A 22358-nucleotide genomic window follows, 5' to 3' on the forward strand; every position below is an offset into this window, starting at 1 on the left:
TCACACAGACAGGTATCTTGAGGCGTCACATGCGAACCTTTCCTCTTCTGCGCCCGGCGACCGGATTGCTCGCGCTGGCGATCCTGGTGGCGTTCGTTACGCCTGTCGCCGCTGCGCCACCCCGCGCTCCCGCCGCCTTCGAGCGCGGCACAATCACCCGGCGACCTTACGTGGTTATGATCGATAACCATCCGAACGCCTACCCGCAGACCGGTCTCGATAAGGCGGCGGTTGTCTTCGAGGCGCTTGCCGAGGCGGGTATCACCCGGTTCATGGCAGTGTACGTTCCTGGCGTGTCGCCCGATGTTCCGGCGATTGGTCCGGTGCGCAGCGCGCGGCTGTACTTCGTGCGCTGGGCAATGGGGATGCGCGGAATGTACATCCACGCTGGCGGCGCGCCCGATGCACTCCGGCGCGCGCGTGAAGCGCAGGAGATCATCGATGTCGATGCGCTGATGCGCTCCGGCGGCGCCTACTTCAGCCGCGTGCGCGCGCGCAAGGCGCCACATAATCTCTACACCAGCACGGCGCGTCTCGATCAGGCGGCGGCACGCTTTGGCAACGCCGAGATCAACGATCCTGACCTCGGTTTCCCGATCAAAGCCGAAGCGCCGCCGGAGCAGCGCCCGGCAGCGCAGGAGATCGGTTACTACTTTATGTACCGCCAGGACAGCGTCGGCTGGACGTATGACCCCGCCGGCAATGCGTACCTGCGCCTGCGCCGCGGCAAACCGGCGGTCGACGCCGCCACCGGGCAGCAACTGCGCGCCAGCAATATTGTCGTCATCGAAGTTCAGGAACGCCCCATCCCTGGCGACCCCAAGGGACGCATCCAGCAGGATGTCGTTGGCAGCGGTCCGGGATTCTTGTTCCAGGACGGCCTGGCGCGCGAAATTACCTGGCGCAAGGAGTCGGAAGCGGCGCCGTTGCGCTTCTACCTCGCCGATGGCAGCGAAGCCGCGATGAACCCTGGGCAGGTGTGGATTGCGGCAGTGCCGAAGTTGAGCAACCTGACAGTGAAGTAGTCTCGCACGCATGTCTTTACGCTGTTATGCTGTCGTCTCAGCACCAGCGAGCCACATGTGCGCCGCGAATCAACGGAAGCGCTCCGGGCGCCAGAGCGCGATAGCTGTCATCCCGCAGATTATCGCCTGCGACCCTGGAAGACGGTTTCTTCTACGTAAGCAGATGTGCGATCTCCTGGCTGATGTCATCGTAGCCACGCACCGGAGCATTGTTTTCGCCGTTATTGCAGATTTCACCCACAATGCGGAAATTACGAAAGACCAGAATGCGTCGTGCCAATGCAGTGATCTCCGGCAGGTCCGAGGAGATGAGAATGATCGATTTACCTTCGTGCGCTGCCAGTCGCCAAATTAACCGATGAATATACTCTTTTGCGCCAATATCAACCCCAATCGTCGGCTCGTCGATTATCAGGATGTTACACTGTGCCGCCAGCCATTTGGCGATGCTTACTTTTTGTTGGTTGCCGCCACTCAGAAGGCTCACGGATTGATCGGGATCGAGCGCGTGAATATCCAGATTCTGCATGAACTCACGCGCGATAGCGGTTTCGGCTGCCGGTCGAATGGAACCGAGACGATCGCGCAGATTGTGCCAGATAGTTATCGCAATGTTCGTCTTGATCGATGCACTGAGGATGAGTCCTTGCTCCTTGCGGTTTTCAGAGATATACCCCATGCGATATGTGAACAGGCTGTCGGCCATCGTGCGGATACGGGCTGGTTTACCGTGGATCAGCACATGGCCGCTATCCATCCGCTGCTCACCAATCAGAATGTGCGCCAGTTCGGTGCGTCCAGAACCGACCATTCCGTAGAAGCCAAGAATTTCGCCGCGCCGCAGCGTAAAACTGATGTTGTGAAAGCGTCCTCGCTGGCAGATATTGCGCGCTTCCAGCACCACGTCAGTGGCATTGACCGGCAGCGGCGTTAATTCGAGCGCACGGACATCACGTCCGATCATCATGTGAATAATTTGCCCCCTGGTCAGCCCCGTCGCCGGTTGGGTCCCGATAAGCACACCGTCGCGCAGGACGGAGACCGTGTCGGCGATGGCGAGGACTTCTTCCAGTTTGTGGGATACAAAGATCACGATGACCCCATTGTTCTTCAGACGACGAAGCAGTGTCAGCAGGTTGTCAGATTCGTGCGGTGTCAGGGTTGATGTTGGTTCGTCCATGATCAAGACACGTGCATTGGCGGAAAGTGCACGTGCGATCATTATCAGTTGCTTGTGCGCAACGCTAAGATCGGCGACCGTCTGCGTTACCGGGATGGTGAGGTTGACCATCTGCGCATACTCGGCAGCATCCCGCTTCAGGCGCGTCCAGTCGATGTGTCCACGCCGCTGGTAGCGGTCAAGTTTGTCGAGCATAATATTTTCCGCCACCGTGCTTCTGGGAATGACCTGAATTTCCTGGCTTACCAGATTGATATGATGGACCAGCGCATCCTTAGAGGAACGCAGATGCAGCGTCATTCCGTCGAGGATGATCTTGCCTGAATCTGGCGAGTAAATGCCCCCGATGATTTTGATGAGCGTGCTTTTGCCAGCGCCGTTTTCTCCGACGAGCGCGTGAATCTTGCCGGGCGCAAAGTCGATAGAAACATCGGACAGCGCCCGGACGCCAGGGAATGTTTTGGTGATCCGATGAACTTGTAGCATTGCAGCGATGAGGCTCGTCAGCCTTTTAGAATGTCGCAATGTTCCTGGAAGGTTGGGGCATGGCTAGCGTTCGAGATACTTATCGAGCATTTCGGACTTGATCTGTTCGGTGACCTTAAGAATATCTTGCTGGTAGGTGTCGAGATTCTCCTTTGTGACGAAGATAAAGCCGGCGTTGACGAAGTATGCATCCGCTTTCGGCTTGTAGCCTTCCGATAAATACTTGAGCAGGAGCAGGCTCAGGTATCCGTGACCGAATGGATTCTGAACAATAGTGCCGTCCATCACACCGTCAGCGATCGCCTTCATGACCGCTTCGTCAGTATCGATGCCAACGGCGTGAATCTGACGTTGACCTCCCCTGGCCCGGTATTCGGTCAAGACCTGCGCGATAGCCACACTGGGCGTATAGCCGGTGGCGATGATTCCATCAACCCGATCAACATTGGCTGACAGGGCATCGCTTATTTTTTGCACCGCCGTTTCAATGCTGGTCATGCCCGCCACCTCTTGAATGATGGTCACATCGGGATAACGGGCGACCACCTCTTCGATTCCTTGTTTGCGCAGTGCTGTATTAGGGTCTTCGAGCACTTCCAGCACATTGATGATGTTGCCTTTGCCTCCCATTGCTTTGATCAACTCTTCCGTCGCCTGCATGGCAGCCGCCTTGACATCGGTCGCCACTGCAAACGAGGCAGTGGTTGGCTGTGCCGTCGATGTGCCGAAGTTGATAATGTGCGCGCCTGCTGTTGTCAACTCTTCATAGAGTCCGTTGGCGCCGCTGGCATCGGCTGGATAGACGGCGAAAGCATTGAATCCCTGCGCTGCCAGCGCTTCTATGCGCTGGTTCTGGCTCCCCTGGGTCCAGTCGGGCCCGATCTGTTGTTCGACCTTAATGCCGGTGTCGGCTTCGAAGGCTGTTACGCCTTTGCGTACTTCTTCAAAGTAGGGGTGTGGCGCCGGCGCATACCAGACCGGCTTGAACGCGCCGGTTGTCGGCGGGACAACAGTAGGAGGCGCTCCCGTTGCTTCTGTTTGGATGCTGGCAGGTGTGGGAGCGGTTGCTGCTGGATCTCCACATGCCGCCAGGATGAACGCTAACGCCATCAGTCCTGTGATGTGCCTTGACAACGTGTTCCTGCATTGTTTCGTCATCTCGATCCTCCTTGATACGATGGTGTGATATATGAGCCACTGTTGCCATTGAACAGCCAGCGCGGGCGTCTATGATTCAAGGGGAACGATTGGTATGTTTGTTTAATGCCTGGCGAATGCTTTCGATAGAGACGGCCAGCAAAACAATGAGACCCAGGAATGTTTGCTCAAAATACACATTGACGTTGAGCATGATCAGCCCGTTTCTGATCAATGTGAGCAAAAGCGCGCTGGCCAGAATGCCGAGGGCGGAGAAAGCGCCGCCATTGAGAGCTGTACCTCCGATAATAGCGACCGCGAACGAGATAATGAGCCAGTCTGCGCCGGTTGAAGGCTGCGCCGATCCCATTCGTGAAACCCATAGCAGACCGGCTATAGCAGCAAACAGCCCGGAGAGGGTATGGCTGAGAAAGATTACACGGTCGGTGCGAATACCGGATAAACGTGCCGCCTCTGGGTTGCCGCCGGTAGCCAGGAGGTGGCGTCCCACGATACGGAACTTGAAGACATATTCCATGACCATCAGTACAACAAGGGCCAGGAGGAGCAGGTAGGGAATGCCGATAAAATCGCCACGTCCCAGGATGGTGAACTCTTTAGGAATGTTTGAGTAAGGGAAGCCCTGCGAGATGCCTTGAATCAGTCCGGTGAAAATAAACAGGCTGGCCAGCGTTACCACAAAGGAATTCAGCCGCATCTTAACAACAATGAAACCATTGAACATCCCGCAGAGCATGCCGGTCAGCAGTGCCAGAGAAACGCCGACCCACGGCGACCAACCCATGGTATCCATGCACCAGCCGGCGACCACCACGGTCAGCCCGCCAATGGCGCCGAGTGACAGATTCATGCCGCCAGCAACAATGACGATTGCCTGCCCCAAAGCGATAAAGACAAACAATGCCGCCGTGCGTGAGATGTTGAAGAGATTGAAGGAGGTTAGAAAACTGGGATTGCTCAGGGAAAAAAGTGCAAACAGGAATAGAACCGCCAGCACGACGCTGGCGTCACTTCGACGGAAGGCGCTGAACACGCTGCTGCCGACGCTATTCCACGCACCACGTCGCTGCGCTTTCGAGTCTGCCTGGCTGTTGGACATACTCGTGCTCCCGGTTCCAGAACTTCCGACCGTGTTCTGTCAGGTGCAATCGATTAAATCGGCGCTGCTGCCTGGCTCCTGTGGTGTGCGATAGACGCCATCTTCAACCTGTGCCGGGTAGCGGAAGCGATCGCGCAGGTGCGGGATATACTCAAGAAAGACGGTCTCGTGTCCCAGCGCAATCCGGTTGAAGAGTGTCAGGTGCTGATGAATTTGTCCCATATCCCCGACGTGTGGCGCTACCGGCAGGTTGAAGCGCCTGGCGAGCAGACTCACCGTGATGAACTCGCTAACCCCGCCGACGCGCGTGCAGTCTGCTTGAATGAAATGAGCAGCATTGGCCTGCATATAGTTTTTGAAGACCACTCGATTGGGAAGGTGTTCGCCGACTGCCAGCCGAAGCGGCGCAATTGATCGCGCAAGCGTTTGGTGTCCGATCACATCATCGGGATGGGTCGGCTCCTCGATCCAGTATGGTTGCATCGATGCAAGTTCCTGACAGGCGTGCAGCGCCATCGGCAACGTCCATTGCTGGTTGGCGTCCAGCATGATGCGCACGTCGCGTCCTACCGTCTCGCGGACCAGTAGCGCCCGACGAATATCATGGGCTGGGTCGGGTGAGCCGACCTTCAGTTTCATAGCCGAAAAACCGGCATCCGCAGCACGCCGCGCATTTTCGATCAGTTGCCGATCATCGTAATGAAACCAGCCGACCGAGGTGTCATAGCCGGGATATCCCTGCGTCAGAATTGCTGCGCGTTCGTTGCGGTGAGTCATTTCACGATACAGCATATTGATCGCCTCAGACGGGGTGAGGACATCTTCCAGGTAACTCAGGTCAAGAAGCGCCATGATCGCTTCTGGCGTCAAATCGAGCAACAGTTTCCAGAGCGGCACGCCGCGCGCTTTAGCCCATAAATCAAAACAGGCATTCGTCAGCGAGGCAAGCGCCAGATGCACAACGCCTTTATGGGGACCAAGCCAGCGCATCTGTGGATGATCGGCGATCTGACGAGTGAGACGACCGAAATCGGCCATCAACTCTTCGATCTCGCGTCCCTCCAGCGGCTGCGCCAGCATGCGGATAGCATCGCAGACCAGTTCGGTGCCGGCGCCAAGCGTGAAGGCCAGCCCCGTGCCGCGCAGGGATGTATTTGTGGCGAGCAGCGTGACTGCGTAGGCGTACTGCGGGTTGGTATGGATGGCGTCCACTCCCTCGCCCGGCTTTAAGGGAAAGCGAACATCACGGGCATGGACTGCGGTAATGACCGTTGATCTCACTGTGTCTCCTGAAGGGTTCAATCGTTATCCGGCGGCAATGCGCCGATACCCTAGCTCCGCACCACCGCTTACCGGCAGTGCGACTCCTGTAATAAAGCGGGCGCGTTCCGACAACAGAAACACCGCAGCATCCGCGACCACATCACCGTCCGGGCAGTATCCCAACACATGGATGCCATCAAGGAATTGTCTGGCAGCGGCAGGATCGGGCTGATCCTGCACCCACTCATGCAGCAACGGTGTCCAGACCGCTGCAGGACAGATCGCGTTCACGCGGATGCCATAGGATGCGTAATCGAGCGCCATGGCTTTGGTCAACGCAATCATGGCCCCTTTCGTCGCCACGTATGCCGCGTGGCGTTCCTGACCCAGCACGCCGACCATGCTCGCAGTGTTCAGAATGCAGCCGCGGCTTGCTTTGAGCGCATCTATACCGTAAAACGTCGTATAGTAGACGCTCTTCAGGTTCGTTGCCATCAGCGCATCCCATTGCTCTTCGCTGGTTTCGTGCAGCGGCGCTGATGGCCTGGAAATGGCAGCATTGTTGTGGATAGCGTCAATTTTGCCGTAGTGCGCCAGTGTTTGTTCGATTGCTGCGCGAACAGACTCGGACGATGCCACGTCACACTGGATGGCCAGTCCGTTGCCTTGCAAATCACGCTCCAGCGTCGCTTTCGCCAGGTCCAGGTTGATGTCGGCAATCACAACGCTGCCGCCAGCACGGGCGTAGGCAATGGCGCACGCCCGTCCGATCCCCTGAGCGCCGCCAGTCAAAAAGATAACCTTCTCTGCAAGTTCACCCATCATTGCCTGCCACAATTCTGGTAATCCGGTCTGTCAACCGATGCAAGGCCTCGTCAATTGCTATGGCGCCGACCATCGCCTGCTGGACAGTTGTCCAGAGCGCCTGCTCAACCAGCGGATACCGCTCAAATTTGGGGGGAATGACCACCCGTTCAATAGCGGCGGCGAGGGTCGCCCAACGCTGGCGCTCGTGTGGTGTGGCATGCTGCTCGATCCGCTGCATAACGGAATGGCGCACCGGCGTCGAACCCTGTTTCGCCTCCAGCAATTGCTGCTCGGGCGCGGTGAGGAAGCGCAGTAGCGCGACAGCATCGGTCTGCTCCACCCCGCGGTGGGTCAGAGCAAAAGTATGGCTGCCGCCATACACACGCACCCCCCCGGACGGTCCGGCAGGATAGAGTGCAAGCGCAAAGCGTTCACGCACTTGCGAGTCGGTGGCGCAATAATCGGCATAATAGCCGGGCCAATCTCCTACCATCGCGGCACGTCCAGCGCGGAACCAGAGATGCACCTCATCATAGTGCCAGGTGACAATCTCCGGCGGAACCAGTCCTTCCGCATAACAGGTGCGCAAAAACCCTAGCGCCCAGCGTCCGCCGTCATTCTCGATATTCGGTGTCAGATCAGGGGAAAACAGCCTGGCATTCGCGCTCTCGACCAGTTCGTAGAACGTGCCAAAGAGTCCTGACTCTGTGCCGGGAAAGAGAAAGCCATACCATTCAGGCGGATGGTTGACCCTGCGCGCCAGGTCAAGCAGCTCGTCCCACGTGGTGGGCGGTTGGTCAATCAGATCGGTGCGATAGTGCAGCAGGCGCACATCGATGTTGCGAGGAATGCCGTAGAGCCGACCATCAATGCGCGCCAATTCGAGGAGTGAAGGCATAAAGTCGCTCCACTCAGCAGGCGTCAAAAGTTCGTCGAGGGGCGCCAGGAGACGTTGCTGCGATGGGGCGTACTTGGTGTGAGTTGATACCACATGACAGTCTGCCGCAGCATCTGTCGCCAGGAACGTGTTAAGGGCGGGATGATCGCCGACAAAAGCGACTTCCACCTGAACGCCGCTCTGCTGACTGAACTGATCCAGGCGAGTATAGAGTGCGTTGTACATTGGTCCGCCAATGAGCGCAACGCGAACGGTCATTGTTCACCTCGTATATTCGCGGAACGCAATGGGTTCGATGACGATGCAGAGTTCTCGATCAACCGAAAGATGCGCTCTTCTGTGGCGTGCAGGTGGCGCTCAACAGCGGCGGCAGCGCGGTCGGGCTGCCGGGAGCGCAGCGCCTGAACGATCGCTGCGTGCTCCTTGCACGTTTGCGTCTGCTCGATTGTGCCAAAGACGCGGTAAAAGCGCCCTAATTCGACATGCACATTGAGCGATCGATACGCATTGAAGAGAAACTCATTGCCGGCAGCGCTGACGATCGTCTCATGAAACTGTTGGTCAAGCTGATTAAACTGACGGTACCCCTGTGACCAGGAACGAACCTCGATGTGGGCGCTTTCATCAAGAATGCGCTGGAGCAACCGTTCCACTGCGATGAGATCCGCCACCAGCATAGAGGTTGCCGCCAGACGGGCGGCGTCAATCTCAATCAAGCGACGTGCATGCATCAACTGGGCAATCTGTGTTTTGGTCAGCAGCGCACTAACCCGATACCCCTTGAATGCCTCGAAAGTGACCAGGCGCTCTGCTGCAAGCCGCGCCAGCGCCTCACGCACCGGTGTCGGACTGACGCTAAGCTCAAGGGCTAATGCATCGATATTTAGCCGTTCGCACGGTGCATAAACCTGCTCCATAATGCGGGCTTTGAGGGATTCGTAGACCGTGTCGGCCAGGACAGTTTTGTGATCGGTCATTGCGTGCGGAGACGATGATAAATCCTATATGATTAGGGTAACATGCTATAGGATTTTTGTCAAGCGCCGCAAAAATGCGGGTAGGGCTTCTTAGAAGTCTTATCATTGAGATGCGCAATCAGGTAAAAGCCAATGAAGGCTGAGCAGAAATTGCGCGCCGGGCGTCGGGGATGGAAGGGGAGGGATACTGCCGCAATACTCAGGCCTGCTCCAGCGCTCCCCCGTGCCATCGACTCAAGGCATGCCAAACGGTGGTCAGTACCGGAATTCGTTCAGCCACTCGCAATCTCAATTGTGGATATGGGAGTGGTGTCTTGTCTCGTTCACGCGCCCATTACCACTTCCCTCGCAAGGAACGCTCTCCGTGCATGGCTGCCAAAAGCAACATCGCCCATCGCTCATAGAGGGTCTATAGACATCCTTGCCTCCCACGTGGATTCGGGCGTCGTTGTGACGCGGGTGTCATCCGCGAGGTCGCTAATGGGGCGATGTCTGTCCTTGCCTCCCACGTGGATACGGGATAGCCTGGAACGCCTGTAAAACGCTTTGTGGCTGCATCTCCATTACCTTCGCAACAATGATGATGGCTTAATTTGACCCAAAAATTAATTCTTTTAAAAGCTCTACCGCTCTTACATAAGGTATTGTCTACCGCTATTTGTTATGATATAATCTCAAAAGCGGGCGTATCACTCCATTTTTACTACTGGACCCGTTTCGGTGTACGTAGCGCACTGCTTACGTTCCCTCACGCAAGCAGACTGGCACAAGGCAGGTACAGCAGTACATTCTTTGTGCAATTCGTCGCTGATGAACGCTGACCTCGAATCGTATCATTGCAAGGCGCGCCGGCGCCGCAGCACCTTCCCGCACGTGAGAAGAGGGCTTCGCTGGCGCTTGCGATGATACCGAAGGCGGCGTCTTGCTGTTCGACGAGCGTATTCCCACGATATGACCGGGATCGAGACAGGTTACGCATCATCTGCTCATGAGACACGACTTGCTTGATCTGTGCCTGCCGCTTTTGCTCTACGCTGATGAGATGGTTCAGCGTCAGGCGACGCTGATCCTGATGACGACCTTTGGCACCCACGCCTTTACTCTGTTACGTCGTCGTCTTGGCGCGAGCGACCCGGATGCGTGCCGCGAAGCAACAGAAGCGCTCCGCGTGCTGGAGCGTCATAGCGGGCACCCCGCAGCGTATCGCCCTTTTCGCGGGATTCACATCGAATGTTTGGGCACATTCCATGTCTATGTCGGCAACCAGGAGATTCTGCCGCATCATTGGGCGCAAGCAAACGGGAGTCGCGCCGGTAGTCGCAAAGTCCAGGCTGTTCTGGCATATCTGGTGCATCGTGGGCGCCACGGCGCCACGTCGGAAGAAATACTGGCAGCCGTGTGGGACTCAACCGGCAGCGCTGGCGCTCTGGCACGCACCATTACTGCGCTGCGCCGCACGATTGAACAATTTGGCGGTTCAGAACTGGCAGAGCGCGCGCTGGTGTATGCAGACGGGCGCTACATCCTGAAACCCACGGCGTATACGAGTGATGTCCAGGCATTTGAACAGGCAATCCATGTCGCCGAACAAACGGAAAGTGAGCGCGATCTTGCGACGGCGGCGCCGATTTATCGTCACGCATGCGCCCTCTACAACGGTAACTATATGGCAATGATCAAGATGGCTGCCGATGACATCGAGGAACGACGGGTCGAGTTACTCAATGCGTTCCTTAATGCGATCGAACGTCAGGCAGAACACGAGTATCAGAATGGCAATGATGACCGGTGTCTCGCGCTCTGTCGTCAGGGTCTTCGGTTTGATCCTTCCGATAGCGCAATCACGCTCTGGAAACTGCGTTGCCTGGCGCGCCAGAGACGGATCAATGAGGTGAAACGCGAGTACTGGCGCTATCTGCGCTCCCTTGGCGTTCCACCCGATGCTGAAGACCCGGTCGTGCTTTGGATGAACGCACATTCCTCTCGGTGACCGGTGTATCAATGGTGTTGTCGCGCTGCCGATCCGACATAACTTATGACAAATTAACCGAAAACGATCCGAAAATCGGCGTATATAGTTGTATCGGTCTGGCGGCGCATGCCAGTGCGGTGACGAGTGTATCGCGCCCTGCGGCAATATGCGCAGCGTTCTTTGATAGATACGTTTTATTCTGACGTTCGACTCTCTATTTGAAGAGACCTGCATCATGGAATATGAATTTGAAGTGTGCTGGGGACCATCTCAGTGCAAAACGGTCGTTCGCGCACCATATCAAACGATTAGTGAAGTTATCGAAACCTTAGTCGTCCAACTGAACCTGCCACGTTATGATGCGCGAGAGCAACGTATTGAGTATGGTCTGTATCGGGACCGTGAGGAGAAACGGGAACGCATTCAAGACACGCAAACGCTGGCGCAGGCGCGGATTCGTGCTGGCCGTGTCTACATTGCTAATGTTACAGCGCCCTGGTGGCAGACCAAGGCGACCGAGACGCCGCCGCAGAAATCTGGCACCGATCGGTTGCCCCGCCGTAAATTGCCGGTTACGCCGTCGCGATCATACGTCTGTCGGCTTCAACTGGCGCCGAACTGTGTTGTCGTCGTGCAGGGAGATTACCTGGAACTGAACCGCAACTATCTGTCGGAAAAACTTCCGTCAGCGATGGTTCTTGCGGAGAAAGCGCGTGTCTTCAGTGGGTACAACTCGCGCTTGATGCATGTCAGTCGTACCCGCCATTGTGATCTTTTTCGACAGCACGAACAGTGGTACATTCGCGCTCACAAGCCAACCTATGTCAATGGTCAGGTGCTCAATCATGGACAGACGTCTGTTATTCAGCCGCCAGGAACGACGATTGTTCTCGGGCAAGGCGGGTGGAGCGTCACCGTTGAACTGATTGAGCAGTAGCGGCTCTCCCGGTCGCATAGCGCCGTGATAGCACATATTGTCATCGCATTACAGAGGAGGTTTCATCACGATGGCGCCGATCAGTCTTGATCCAGAACAGGCACGCTCGACTGCATCCACCTTTGATGGATGTAAGGGAACAATTGAGGGTGAATTGAGCCGCATGATGGGTTCGGTGAACGAAGTGCTGGCGACCTGGTCGGGGCAGAGTCGTCAGCAGTTTGAGGCAGAGTGGGATCAGTGGACGAATCGCCTGCGCAATATGATGGAAGAGTTGCAGGGTCTGGCAAACGGGTTGCGCCGCGAGGCTGACGAGTTCGAGTCGGTGGACCGGTCGTTTGTAAGCGCTTAAGCGCTCCTTCAAAGGCGCGGAGGTACTACATCCGTGAGCGCATCGGAAGGTCTTGTGTCTTCGCGCCAATCACTTCTTTCTACACGCACTACGCTTTCCAGCAACCACGGACAACCTATGCTGGCGCCTTCTGATATGCGGGCTTCGAAGGATGACACAGGCGGACCAGAGACATTTAACCGACCGCCACGCATCCTTCGCATCCTACCGACCGATGAGATCGAAATTCCTGCGCCCCCCGCGCCTCCGCCCCTCGCGCTCTCGGCGAGTCTCGGCTTTATTCTGATTCCGGCGGTGACCGGCGTGTTTTACCTGATTGCGCTGGTGGCGCGCGGCGGGCAAGGCGGGAGCGTTTGGTTTTCGCTCCCGATCATCATTATCTCGTTTGTCAGCGTTGGATTTGGCGTCTGGAATTATATCACACAGCGTCGTGTTCAGGAGCGGGCACGTCTTGAGTACGCCAATGCCTATGCCGAGACGCTTGCGCAGGTGCGCGCCCATCTGCGACGCCTTGATGACGATCAGCGCCGTGTGCGTGAAGAGAATGATCCTGACCCTGCCGCATTAATGGATATTGCTGGCGGACGCGGCGCTGATGCGCTGCCTGAAGCGCGCCTCTGGGAACGCCGCCCACATGATGACGACTTTCTGCGACTCCGCGTCGGGCGTGGCGATCTTCCCACGAGCATTGCCATTAAGCCGCCGCGCGCCAATCAGTTTCAGTACTCGCCAGAACTGCGGCAGGCGCTCGATCTGGCGCGCGAGTTCTCCATCGTCCGCAATGTTCCGGTGACCCTGCCGCTGCGCGAGCGTGGATCGATGGGCATTGCCGGTAGTGATGAAAGGGTTATATCGTTCGTTTATGCGCTCGTCTGGCAGATCGTGGTGCATCATGCGCCAAATGAGGTTCGACTGGCGGCTTTCTGGAGTATCCGCTTCGATTCCTTCTGGTCATGGCTGCGTTGGCTTCCGCATACGCGCGCTTTTGATGATGAGTCATATCGTTTGCTGGCGCGCTACGATGGCGATCCTGAGCATTTGATCCAGGTGAGGGAGAGCCTTCAGCGTGAACTGCGCCAGCGCAGCGAGTATGGCGCCGCCAACCGGCCGCACGTGGTCGTCATCCTCGACAGTTACCCGGATTTTGGCGCCCGTGACGACATGTTTGGCGACCTGATCGTGCGCGGACGCGATTTGAAATTCAGTGTGTTGTGCCTGGTCAACGACGCGCGGCAGACGCCAGGCGATTGCGACGGTTACATCGAACTGGCATCACGATCAACATTGGCTTTTGCCGGAGTTGGTGGCGGGTATCAGAAGTTCATTCCCGATACCGTATCGCGCGATGATAGCGACCGTCTGGCGCGTCGTCTGGCGACCGTCACACAGGTCATGCTAGACGCGCGCCGTGAACTGCCACGTAGTGTGCGTTTCTCGACCATCCTGGGTCTTGGAGAGTTGAAAAGTTATAAGCCAGACAGTTGGTGGTGCGACCCGGAAAATCCATCTGATAGCTGGCATCCGGCGCCTGTCGGCATGACCGGACCTGATGTGCATCAGGATCGTTTGCTGATCAACCTCAACGAAGGATTCCATGGCGTGCATGGCATCGTTGCCGGCACGACCGGCTCCGGTAAGAGTGAATTCCTGCTCACCTTCCTGATGTCGCTGGCAGTGCTGCATAGCCCGGATCGCCTGAACCTGATGCTGATTGACTTCAAAGGTGGCGCAACGTTCAAGGACCTTGAGAACCTGCCGCACACCGTCGGCATGGTCACCGATCTCGAAGGATACCAGGCAGAACGCGCCCTGCTGGCGATCAACAGTGAACTTGATCGCCGCAAAAACCGGCTACAACGGGTTGGCGCCGCAAATATTCGTGAGTATCGCCGCAAGCAGCGCAGCGAACCCTCCCTCGAGCACATTCCGAATCTGATGATCGTGATTGATGAGTTCGATGAGTTGGTGCGCGATTACCCGGACTTTGTCAATGAGTTGATTCGGGTTGCCAAACAAGGACGTAGCCTTGGTGTCCATCTCTTGTTCGCCACCCAGCAACCATCACAGGTCAAGGAAGGATTGCTCCGCAATCTGACGTATTGGATTGCTCTGCGCGTCACCTCCCCGGACGACAGCAAAACGATGGTGTCGATCCCCGATGCGGCATATCTGACGACCGAAACCCCAGGACGTGGTTACTTCCGGGTCAATAAGCAGGTAGTCGCTTTTCAGTCGGCGCGCGTTACGATTCCTTATCAACCGTTTGAACAGGGCGAGTCGTATGGCGAAGTTGACATCACCGGTCGACGACGGGTGATCAGCGCCCAAGACCTTGGCATTGAGCGATTTGTCGATAGCGTGGCTTCGATATGTGACCACTACCATCATGATGCAAATGCACTCCATGCTATGGTGGTAAAGGTGCTTGATCAGTATGAGCAGGCGCTGCAACGCCGTGAACTGCCACAGCCGGTGTCTGATGATCGTCGGACGTTTCAGTCCATTATTGACAATGCCCTCAGACGTTATCTTGAGGTTTGTCAACACGCCGATGTCAGTCCGACTGATGAAGGACGAGCGATCATCCGCACCATGGTGGCGCAGTTGCAGGGAAAACATGAGGTTGATACCGAGTTGGCTCTGATTGCGCAGGCAATGGAACAAGCGCGCAGTCCGCAGTATGCTGCCAGCAAGTATCGTGTCTGGACGATGCCGCTGCCCGCTGACATTCCACTGGTGACGCTTCTCGACCAGGCGCCGGCGGACCATTGGATGAAAGCGCCAGTCGGTCTGCTCGACTATCCAACGCGCGCTGAGCAGCGGCCGTTGGTGCTCGATCTGATAGGCGAACACGGCAATGTGCTGGTGGTCGGCGCGCCGCGTTCGGGCAAAACAGTGTTGCTGCGCACCCTCATGCTGGCGTTAGCGATTAATCATTCGCCGAAGGACCTCTGGATCTACACCATCGATTCCAACGGACGCGGTTGTGGCATGGCGCTGTCGACGGAGCCTGCCGATGATCCACGCGACCGGGTTCTGCCTCACCTTGCTGACAGGCTGACTCCCCAGGACAGTGCGCGCATCGAGCGGTTGCTGGTTGAACTCGATGCCGCAATTGAGGATCGTCGGCGGTTGTTCCGGGAATATGGCGCTGATACGCTTCACGACTATCGTCAGCGCCACTCGCGCAATCCATCATTGCCGTCGCCGCCGCCGGTCATTCTTGTGGTGATCGACACTATTGCCGATCTGGTCGACGCTCAACCTGAATCGACGATCGAGTCGTTCCTCGCCATCATTCGGGAAGCGCGATCATACGGTATCGCATTTGTCGCAACAGCAGGAACGGCAAAGGAAGTCAGTCGCTGGCAGGGATTGTTTGAGACCCGTATTGTCTTGCGCGTCAGTGATGAGAACGACTCCGATGCTCTGCTTGGCAAAAAGGTCGCTTTTCGCATTCGCGCCGATCAACCAGGGCGCGCGTTCTTGCGCACGTCCAACGGTCCGGTGGAGTTGCATATTGCGTTTCCGGCGCTGCGCGACACGCAGCAGTACGCGCGCGGCAGGCAGCCCGATGATATGATGCGGTATACCAATCTCGAGGAGCAGCAACTTGCGCATGCGATCAAGATTGCTGCGCGTCGCTATCGCGCCCTTTCCTCCTTTTCTCTGCCGCACCCATTGCGTCTACTGCCGGAACGCATCGAACTCAAAGAACTCCTTGACGAGACGACGCCTCCGGCTATTCCCTTTGCGCGCGATAATCTTACGCTGCGTCCGGTGCTGCTCGATTTCGATGGCGGTATGAACCATCTGTTGATTGCCGGCGGACCGGATAGCGGCAAATCCGAAGCGTTGCGCGCCATCCTCTGTGCGCTGGCGCTGCGCTCGACACCGGATCAAACCCGGTTCGTTCTGGTTGATTATCGTCGCAAAACGCTGGACATTTTCGCTAAATCACCCTTTGCGGGCGAATACCCTGTCAAAATACCCGATCATCCTGTGCCTGCCCCGACCTCATTTGCGAATGCCAAGGGGGAGCAACGCGCGGTCACACTCGTGACGACTGAAGCCGAACTGGCGGGGTTGTGCATGGCGCTGCTCGATGATTTGCAGAAACGGGTGAAGGATGGAGTTGCCGAGCCACGCCTGGTTTTGGTAGTCAATGACCTCGACTTGATGATTGGTAGGGAGCCGGAGTACCTGGCGTCCCTGGCATCTTATGCTATGCGTGGCAGCGATATCGGATTCCATGTGATCCTGGCAGCCACCGATTTTTCGTCCTTGCAGAATAATCAATTGGTCAAGGCTATTCGCACAGAACGCTGCGGGCTGTATTTGGGCAAACCGGTTGAGGCGGGAAGCGATACGCCGAATATTGCCGGAGTTGGCGTCAAGTGGACGAAAACCCTGGCAAAGGCGCAGTTTCCTCCAGGTCGTGGACTGGCGCTGGTGCGCGGACAACAGATGCTGGTGCAGGTCGCCCTGGCTACCTCCGATCTGCTCAATACGCTGGTCTGTCCGCCACAAAACGTCGCTGCCGACGACCATTCTGCGATGAGCGGCACAGCCGACAGCCGCGAGTTTGTTGACGGCGCGGCGATCACCGACCTGTGCGCAGTGCCGGAGTGCATCGACGGCGATCATCCGTTGCGTGGCGAGGTCGGTCAGTTGCCGGATTTACAGACGGTTACTGCGTTTAGCAATGGCGCCTCTGCTGCCATTCAATCCTCGGACGGCAATCAAGAGTCGGACAACCGGAGGGAGTTATGACCGAGTATGAACTGTGGCGCTATCTCGAGCAGTATGCGCAGATGAGCAACGCCTGGTGGTACTCTGTTGCCGTATTACCGGCCACGATCATTTCGGCCTGCGCCTATTTCCTGATGTGGCTGGCGCTGCGTCGCACTCGTCAGCTGCCGAAGATGTTTCTCTGGCTCTGCGTCGCCAGCCTGCCGACGATTCTGGTGGCGCCGTCGTTTTATGTCAGCACCAACCTGACCGATGCGCTGGCGCGCGTCGGGTTCGGCATGCCGGCGAGCGAACAGCAGATCAGCCGCACCGTTGCCCTTCAGATCGGTGCGTACCTCAGTCAGGTCGCCACACTTGGCATCGTCGGCGCATCACTGGCGTTCGTGACGCTCATCGCCGCCATCCTGGTCGGCGGGTACGCGCCGCCACAGGTAATCCAGAGCATTCAGTCCATATCACAGAGTTTTTCAAAGGCGATGACACGCGCTTTCGGACCGTCACGTGAAGCGCGGGTTGCCAACTCAAAATATGGCGTTCTCACGGTTACACGCGGCGGAGCGCAGCAAGGAGCGAAGTTCAGCGTAATCAACAGCGCAATTATTGGCAAAGTTGAAGCGCACATTGTCGTCACCGATCCGGTCGTGTCGCGTAAGCACGCGCGTCTTGAGGTGAAGAACGATACGGTCTTTCTCGTCGACCTGGGAAGCACCAATGGCACGTTCGTCAAGCGCAGTGGACGCGAGTTTGAACTGAACGGCGACCCGTTTGAGTTACGCCATGGCGATTATATCTATCTCGGCGTTCCATCCGAACCAGAGTCGGTGGAACTGATCTATGAGCGTTCTCCCGCAGGAGGTCAGTCATGAGGCGTCTGTTTGCGCTCTGTGCCATCCTGGGAATGCTGACGCTGTTGACGCCATCAGCGTATGCGCAATCTCAGGGGTGTCGCGGGATAGAGGTGCATGCGGCACAGATGGAATTTCCCAACGTCGTGGTCCAGTTTAGCGTCTGTGACGCGGCGGGCAACCGCATTGCCGGGATTGATCGAAGCGCCATTCGTCTGACCGAAGATGGGCGTCCGGTCGCCGACTTCGATATGGAGTCCATCGTCGCCGATGCACAAACGCCGGTGCAGAGCGTTGCGCTGAGCAACGGCGGCGCATCCTTTATGCTGACGACCACAGGCGCAAGCATCGGGATTGTATTCGATGCAACGCAACTGCTCAATGGGAGCGGTGCACAGGCGCGCAACAGCATTGGCGAGGGGCGTGCCGCTATCGAAGCATTCTTGCTGGAGGAAGGCGAACCGCCACCGCCGCGCACTCGCTCGCCAGGCAACATAGAGCACATCGGGCTTTTTATCCCCGTCGATCAGCCGGATCAGTCATTGCAGCCAGAGACCCTGCCGGCGTTTACGCAAGATCGGTATGCTGTGATTAACACACTGCGGCAGAGTCTGCCGATTCGCCAGAAAAAAACCAGCTTGAACGCCGCCATTCAGTCGGCTATCGAAGCAACGGCGCGTGATGCGCAGCAACGCGGCGCCGAAGCAGCAGTGCTGGTGGTGAGCGATGGCGGCGACGCGCTGACCGGCGACACGTTCACAGCGCTGATCGCACAAGCGCAGCAGCGGCGTGTGCGGATTGTTGCGTTTGGTTTTGGAACGGATAAGGCGTTGCAGAGTAATGGCTTCCGCCTGAAACAACTCGCCGAAGCGACCGGCGGCATCTACCTTGAACGACCCAACGCGCGCGCCGCAGGGGATGCCTTTCTGCGTGTTGCTGAGCCGCGACCTGCTGCACTGTATCGTGTCCGTTACAGCACGCAGATTATCGATGATGGCAAACCGCACTCGCTGGAGTTGGAAGTGAATGCGCCAGACCGGCTGATCTATCAGTTTCCGCTCACATATGCCGGCGCCGATAGCGGCATCCGGTTGACGCCGCTTGGAGATGCGCTTCTGCGACAATATTTTGTGTTTGCTGTGCCGATTGCGCTGTTCCTTTCACTCTTTCTGACGCTGATCAGCGGTGCGATGTTCTGGTTGAGCACATCTTCTTCCGGTTTGAAAGGAAAGACACAACGCTGAGGTGCCATTATGCCTGAACTTCCGGTTCCGTCGAAACTGGGCAGATTTGAAGTGATAGAACTGATTGGCGTAGGTCTCACCGGCGAGGTGTACCAGGCGCGTGATCGCAACGGTGCTATGGTTGCACTTAAGGTGCTGGCGCGTTCAAAACAGCGTGATCCGACAGTGTTTGGTTATTTTACCAACGAACAGACGCTCCTGCGGGAAATGACGCATCATCGGCGCCATCCGCACATTGTTGAGTACGTTGCCGATAATCTCGTCCAGCCGCCCTACTACCTGGCGACGCGGCTGGTCGAAGGAGCGCGCGGGCTGGACGCCATCATTGGCGATCGCATGCCGCTGCCGGTAGGCAAAGGCGCCCCGCAACCGGCTGCCTTCGTGGTTCGCGTTATCTCGCAGATTGCCAGCGCGCTTGACTATTTGCACAGCGGACATCCAACCTACAGTCCGATTATCCATCGTGATGTCAAACCATCAAACATTCTCATCGACGCGTCTGGCAACGCCGTGCTGATTGATTTCAGCATTGCGAGCCATCCACATTATGCCCTGATCAACGAAAAGACCCTCGGTACGCCTGGCTATATGGCGCCAGAACAGTACACCGGCGAAGAAGTTCCGGCATCGGATCAGTTTGCGCTGGCGCTGGTGGCGCTTCACATGCTTACCGGACGTCGTCCGCTGCCGGATAAGGCAACGGCGGCGCTGAGACAGATTGAGCGTTGGCGCGATACCCGTTATGACGATATAACGCAGATGCTGGATCATCGCATCCATACCGCCGACGTGCTGATTCGCGCGCTGGCGCACAACCCGGCGCATCGCTATGAGAGTTGTGAAGCATTTGCCGACCGGTTGCGCCGCGCGCTGGCGCAAGATGGGGAAGATGTGCGTGACGCAGCGCGAATCCATCCGGTTCCAGAAATGCCGTCGCAACCTGCCCGCTTATCGATCCCATATTCCTGGATCGGCATCAGTGTGGTGATGCTGATTGCACTGATCGTGCTGATTGTGGCCGCCCTTTCGCCCGCAACCGGGGCATAACCGGTGATGCTGGCACGGGCTGGAATCCGAACGTCGCGCTGTCTCTAATCGCCATCTCGATAGCAGAATCAAACAAAGCACAAGAGCGCGCTTTCTGGCAGTACGAAGTTATTCCTGTTGTGCAACGCAAACTGTTATGCGCCCAACCTGCAACGCACAGCCTGATCCTGATGTAGGCGCAGGAGTCGGTGTCGCAGCATCCGTTGTCGGTCATAACATAGGAGAATCGTATGAGCACGAGCACCGCCAGTTTTGATATTGATGCGCGCACCGATCGTGGTCGCCAGCGTTCCAATAATCAGGATAGCATCGGGCGCGCCGATCAGTGGACAACAGATCGTCATCAACCCATTGACCGCGCGCTGCGTGAGCGGTATGGTCGTCTCTATATCGTCGCCGATGGCGTTGGCGGCAACGCCGATGGCGCCGATGCCAGCCGTATGGTTGTGGATGAAGTGATGCGCGTGTTCTATTTCGATCCCGCCGGTGTGTTGCCCGAAGAACCGGTTGAACGTCTGCGTGCCGCTATTGAACACGCCAACAACAGGGTGCATGCTGAAGCGCAACGTCGCCGCAACAACATGGCATCAACTATCGTTGCTGCTCTGATCCACAACGATACCCTGACCATTGCCAATGTCGGCGACAGTCCGGCATTCCTGTGTCGCAATGGACAGTCGCCCCAACGATTGACGAAAGCGCATATTCGTCGGGAAGCAGACGGTAGCACTGCGCTGGCGCAGGCGATGGGCGATCCGCGCGTGTATCCGGCAGTCTTCTCTTTGCCGTTGCAGCAGGGTGATGCAGTGGTGCTCTGTTCCGACGGATTGACCGATCTGGTGCAGCCCACAGAGATTGCCGAGATCGTGAACGGCAAAACTGCCAGCGCCGCCACGCGCGCCCTGATTGCTCTGGCGAACCGTCGCGGCGGGCACGATAATATCAGCGCAATTGTGGTGCGAAATGCTCCGCCGCCGGTGTCATCCGTATCGCCACATATGAGCAAACGACTGCGCTTGCTGATCATCAGCCTGCCGGTCGCTATCCTGCTTGCTGTGTTTGTCATTGCCCTTCCCTTCTTGAACCCACTGCCCGATACCGGTGGCGGAGCAGTGCGCCCAACCGCAGCAGCCCAGAACCTTGTTATTCCCGGCAGTCATAACAACCCGTCGGATCTCGCTCAATTGCCGACGGTAACCCTGGGTGCTCTGCCAACCGCCACCGACACGCCGACTCCCGCCCCTACCCGGCAGGCGCGTCCAACCATGCGCCCAACTCTCATCAGTGCTACACCTGTAACAACAACTGTAGTAACAGAAGTAAGCAGCGCCGATAATCCGTCGCCGACTCAAACGCCTGAATTGAAAATGCCGAACGTTATCGGCAAATCGCGTAGCGATGCGGAACAGATTATCAAGGATGTTCTCAAAGTCGCGCCTGTTATCGAAGAGGTTCGAGACGATAGTGCAACGCCGTCTGATCATGTGGTTGCAACCGAACCGAGGCCGGGTGAGCCGGTTCGTTCGGGAGTCCCCATCAAGCTGAGGATTAAGAGTCGCTCATCGTCTGCGCCGCCTGACCATAATCCGGCGCCGAACAATCCGCCTTCTGCTCCCGACAAACCGCCATCTCCGCCAGACAATCCGCCGGCGCCGTCTGCGACGCCAACGCCGGGGTTGTCAGCGCCCGCTCCGTCGCTCACGCCTACCAAATCGCCAGGTCCATCGGCAACGCCAACAACACCTTCACCCGGACCTTCACCCGACAATTCGGGCGGCTCCGGCGGTACGGGCGGTACGGGCGGCTCCGGCGGTACGGGCGGTTCTGATGGCGGCTCCGGCGGTACGGGCGGCGGCTCCGGCGGTACGGGCGGCTCTGGCGGTACGGGCGGCTCCGGCGGTACGGGCGGTTCGGGCGGTACGGGCGGTTCTGATGGCGGCTCCGGCGGTACGGGCGGTTCGGGCGGTACGGGCGGTTCGGGCGGCTCCGGCGGTACGGGCGGCTCCGGCGGTACGGGCGGTTCTGATGGCGGCTCCGGCGGTACGGGCGGTTCTGATGGCGGCTCCGGCGGTTCGGGCGGTTCGGGCGGTTCGGGCGGTTCGGGCGGCTCCGGCGGTACGGGCGGTACGGGCGGCTCCGGCGGTTCGGGCGGTTCTGATGGCGGCTCCGGCGGTACGGGCGGTTCTGATGGCGGCTCCGGCGGTACGGGCGGTTCTGATGGCGGCTCCGGCGGTACGGGCGGCGGCTCCGGCGGTACGGGCGGTACGGGCGGCTCCGGCGGTACGGGCGGCGGGTCTGGCAACTGATGGTGCTGGC

16 protein-coding genes are annotated in these 22358 nt (G+C 57.8%); 9 read left to right on the forward strand and 7 right to left on the reverse strand.

All coding sequences use genetic code 11. The features are described from left to right. Nucleotides 1–29 precede the first annotated feature (29 nt). Nucleotides 30–1025 (forward strand): DUF3048 domain-containing protein, encoded by a 996-nt coding sequence (locus RCAS_RS10865; RefSeq protein ID WP_012120622.1) that lies wholly within the window; start codon nucleotides 30–32, stop codon nucleotides 1023–1025. Nucleotides 1026–1176: 151 nt separating this feature from the next. Here the strand turns inward: RCAS_RS10865 and RCAS_RS10870 are convergent, their stop codons facing one another. The 7 genes from RCAS_RS10870 to RCAS_RS10900 form a co-directional block, all read right to left on the reverse strand. Then, nucleotides 1177–2691, reverse strand: coding sequence for a sugar ABC transporter ATP-binding protein (locus tag RCAS_RS10870; protein WP_012120623.1), 1515 nt, complete (start codon nucleotides 2689–2691; stop codon nucleotides 1177–1179). A gap of 63 nt (nucleotides 2692–2754) precedes the next feature. Next, entirely contained in the window at nucleotides 2755–3849 is a 1095-nt protein-coding gene (locus tag RCAS_RS10875) for a sugar ABC transporter substrate-binding protein (RefSeq protein WP_012120624.1), read from the reverse strand. 76 nt (nucleotides 3850–3925) lie between these two features. After that, nucleotides 3926–4948, reverse strand: a complete 1023-nt coding sequence (locus RCAS_RS10880) for an ABC transporter permease (protein WP_012120625.1) — start codon at nucleotides 4946–4948, stop codon at nucleotides 3926–3928. 39 nt (nucleotides 4949–4987) lie between these two features. Continuing rightward, nucleotides 4988–6229: an enolase C-terminal domain-like protein gene (locus RCAS_RS10885; protein ID WP_012120626.1), complete on the reverse strand. Its 1242-nt coding sequence runs from the start codon at nucleotides 6227–6229 to the stop codon at nucleotides 4988–4990. A 24-nt stretch (nucleotides 6230–6253) separates the two neighbouring features. Next, nucleotides 6254–7036, reverse strand: a complete 783-nt coding sequence (locus RCAS_RS10890) for an SDR family NAD(P)-dependent oxidoreductase (protein ID WP_012120627.1) — start codon at nucleotides 7034–7036, stop codon at nucleotides 6254–6256. Continuing rightward, nucleotides 7026–8174 (reverse strand): extracellular solute-binding protein, encoded by a 1149-nt coding sequence (locus tag RCAS_RS10895; protein WP_012120628.1) that lies wholly within the window; start codon nucleotides 8172–8174, stop codon nucleotides 7026–7028. Before RCAS_RS10895 ends, RCAS_RS10890 begins: the two co-directional genes overlap by 11 nt. Next, complete coding sequence (locus tag RCAS_RS10900; protein WP_012120629.1) at nucleotides 8171–8893, reverse strand: GntR family transcriptional regulator; 723 nt, start codon at nucleotides 8891–8893, stop codon at nucleotides 8171–8173. Before RCAS_RS10900 ends, RCAS_RS10895 begins: the two co-directional genes overlap by 4 nt. Before the next feature lie 988 nt (nucleotides 8894–9881). On the opposite strand from RCAS_RS10900, the gene RCAS_RS10905 reads away from it, so the two are divergent. The 8 genes from RCAS_RS10905 (at nucleotide 9882) to RCAS_RS10940 (ending at nucleotide 22348) form a co-directional block, all read left to right on the forward strand. Next, nucleotides 9882–10883: an AfsR/SARP family transcriptional regulator gene (locus RCAS_RS10905; RefSeq protein WP_012120630.1), complete on the forward strand. Its 1002-nt coding sequence runs from the start codon at nucleotides 9882–9884 to the stop codon at nucleotides 10881–10883. A 217-nt stretch (nucleotides 10884–11100) separates the two neighbouring features. Further along, nucleotides 11101–11802 carry an FHA domain-containing protein gene (locus RCAS_RS10910; protein WP_012120631.1) on the forward strand — a complete coding sequence of 234 codons (702 nt, stop codon included), beginning with the start codon at nucleotides 11101–11103 and terminating at the stop codon, nucleotides 11800–11802. A gap of 70 nt (nucleotides 11803–11872) precedes the next feature. After that, nucleotides 11873–12154, forward strand: a complete 282-nt coding sequence (locus RCAS_RS10915; protein WP_012120632.1) for a WXG100 family type VII secretion target — start codon at nucleotides 11873–11875, stop codon at nucleotides 12152–12154. Between the two features lie 135 nt (nucleotides 12155–12289). Beyond that, nucleotides 12290–16927 (forward strand): FtsK/SpoIIIE domain-containing protein, encoded by a 4638-nt coding sequence (locus RCAS_RS10920; RefSeq protein ID WP_232280227.1) that lies wholly within the window; start codon nucleotides 12290–12292, stop codon nucleotides 16925–16927. Continuing rightward, nucleotides 16924–17772: an FHA domain-containing protein gene (locus RCAS_RS10925; protein WP_012120634.1), complete on the forward strand. Its 849-nt coding sequence runs from the start codon at nucleotides 16924–16926 to the stop codon at nucleotides 17770–17772. The genes RCAS_RS10920 and RCAS_RS10925 overlap by 4 nt, the downstream gene beginning before the upstream one ends. Then, entirely contained in the window at nucleotides 17769–18995 is a 1227-nt protein-coding gene (locus RCAS_RS10930) for a VWA domain-containing protein (protein ID WP_012120635.1), read from the forward strand. The genes RCAS_RS10925 and RCAS_RS10930 overlap by 4 nt, the downstream gene beginning before the upstream one ends. Before the next feature lie 9 nt (nucleotides 18996–19004). Further along, nucleotides 19005–20042, forward strand: a complete 1038-nt coding sequence (locus tag RCAS_RS10935; protein ID WP_012120636.1) for a serine/threonine protein kinase — start codon at nucleotides 19005–19007, stop codon at nucleotides 20040–20042. A 230-nt stretch (nucleotides 20043–20272) separates the two neighbouring features. Further along, nucleotides 20273–22348, forward strand: a complete 2076-nt coding sequence (locus tag RCAS_RS10940; RefSeq protein ID WP_012120637.1) for a protein phosphatase 2C domain-containing protein — start codon at nucleotides 20273–20275, stop codon at nucleotides 22346–22348. Nucleotides 22349–22358 lie beyond the last annotated feature (10 nt).

This window comes from Roseiflexus castenholzii DSM 13941, assembly GCF_000017805.1.
Classification (GTDB): domain Bacteria; phylum Chloroflexota; class Chloroflexia; order Chloroflexales; family Roseiflexaceae; genus Roseiflexus; species Roseiflexus castenholzii.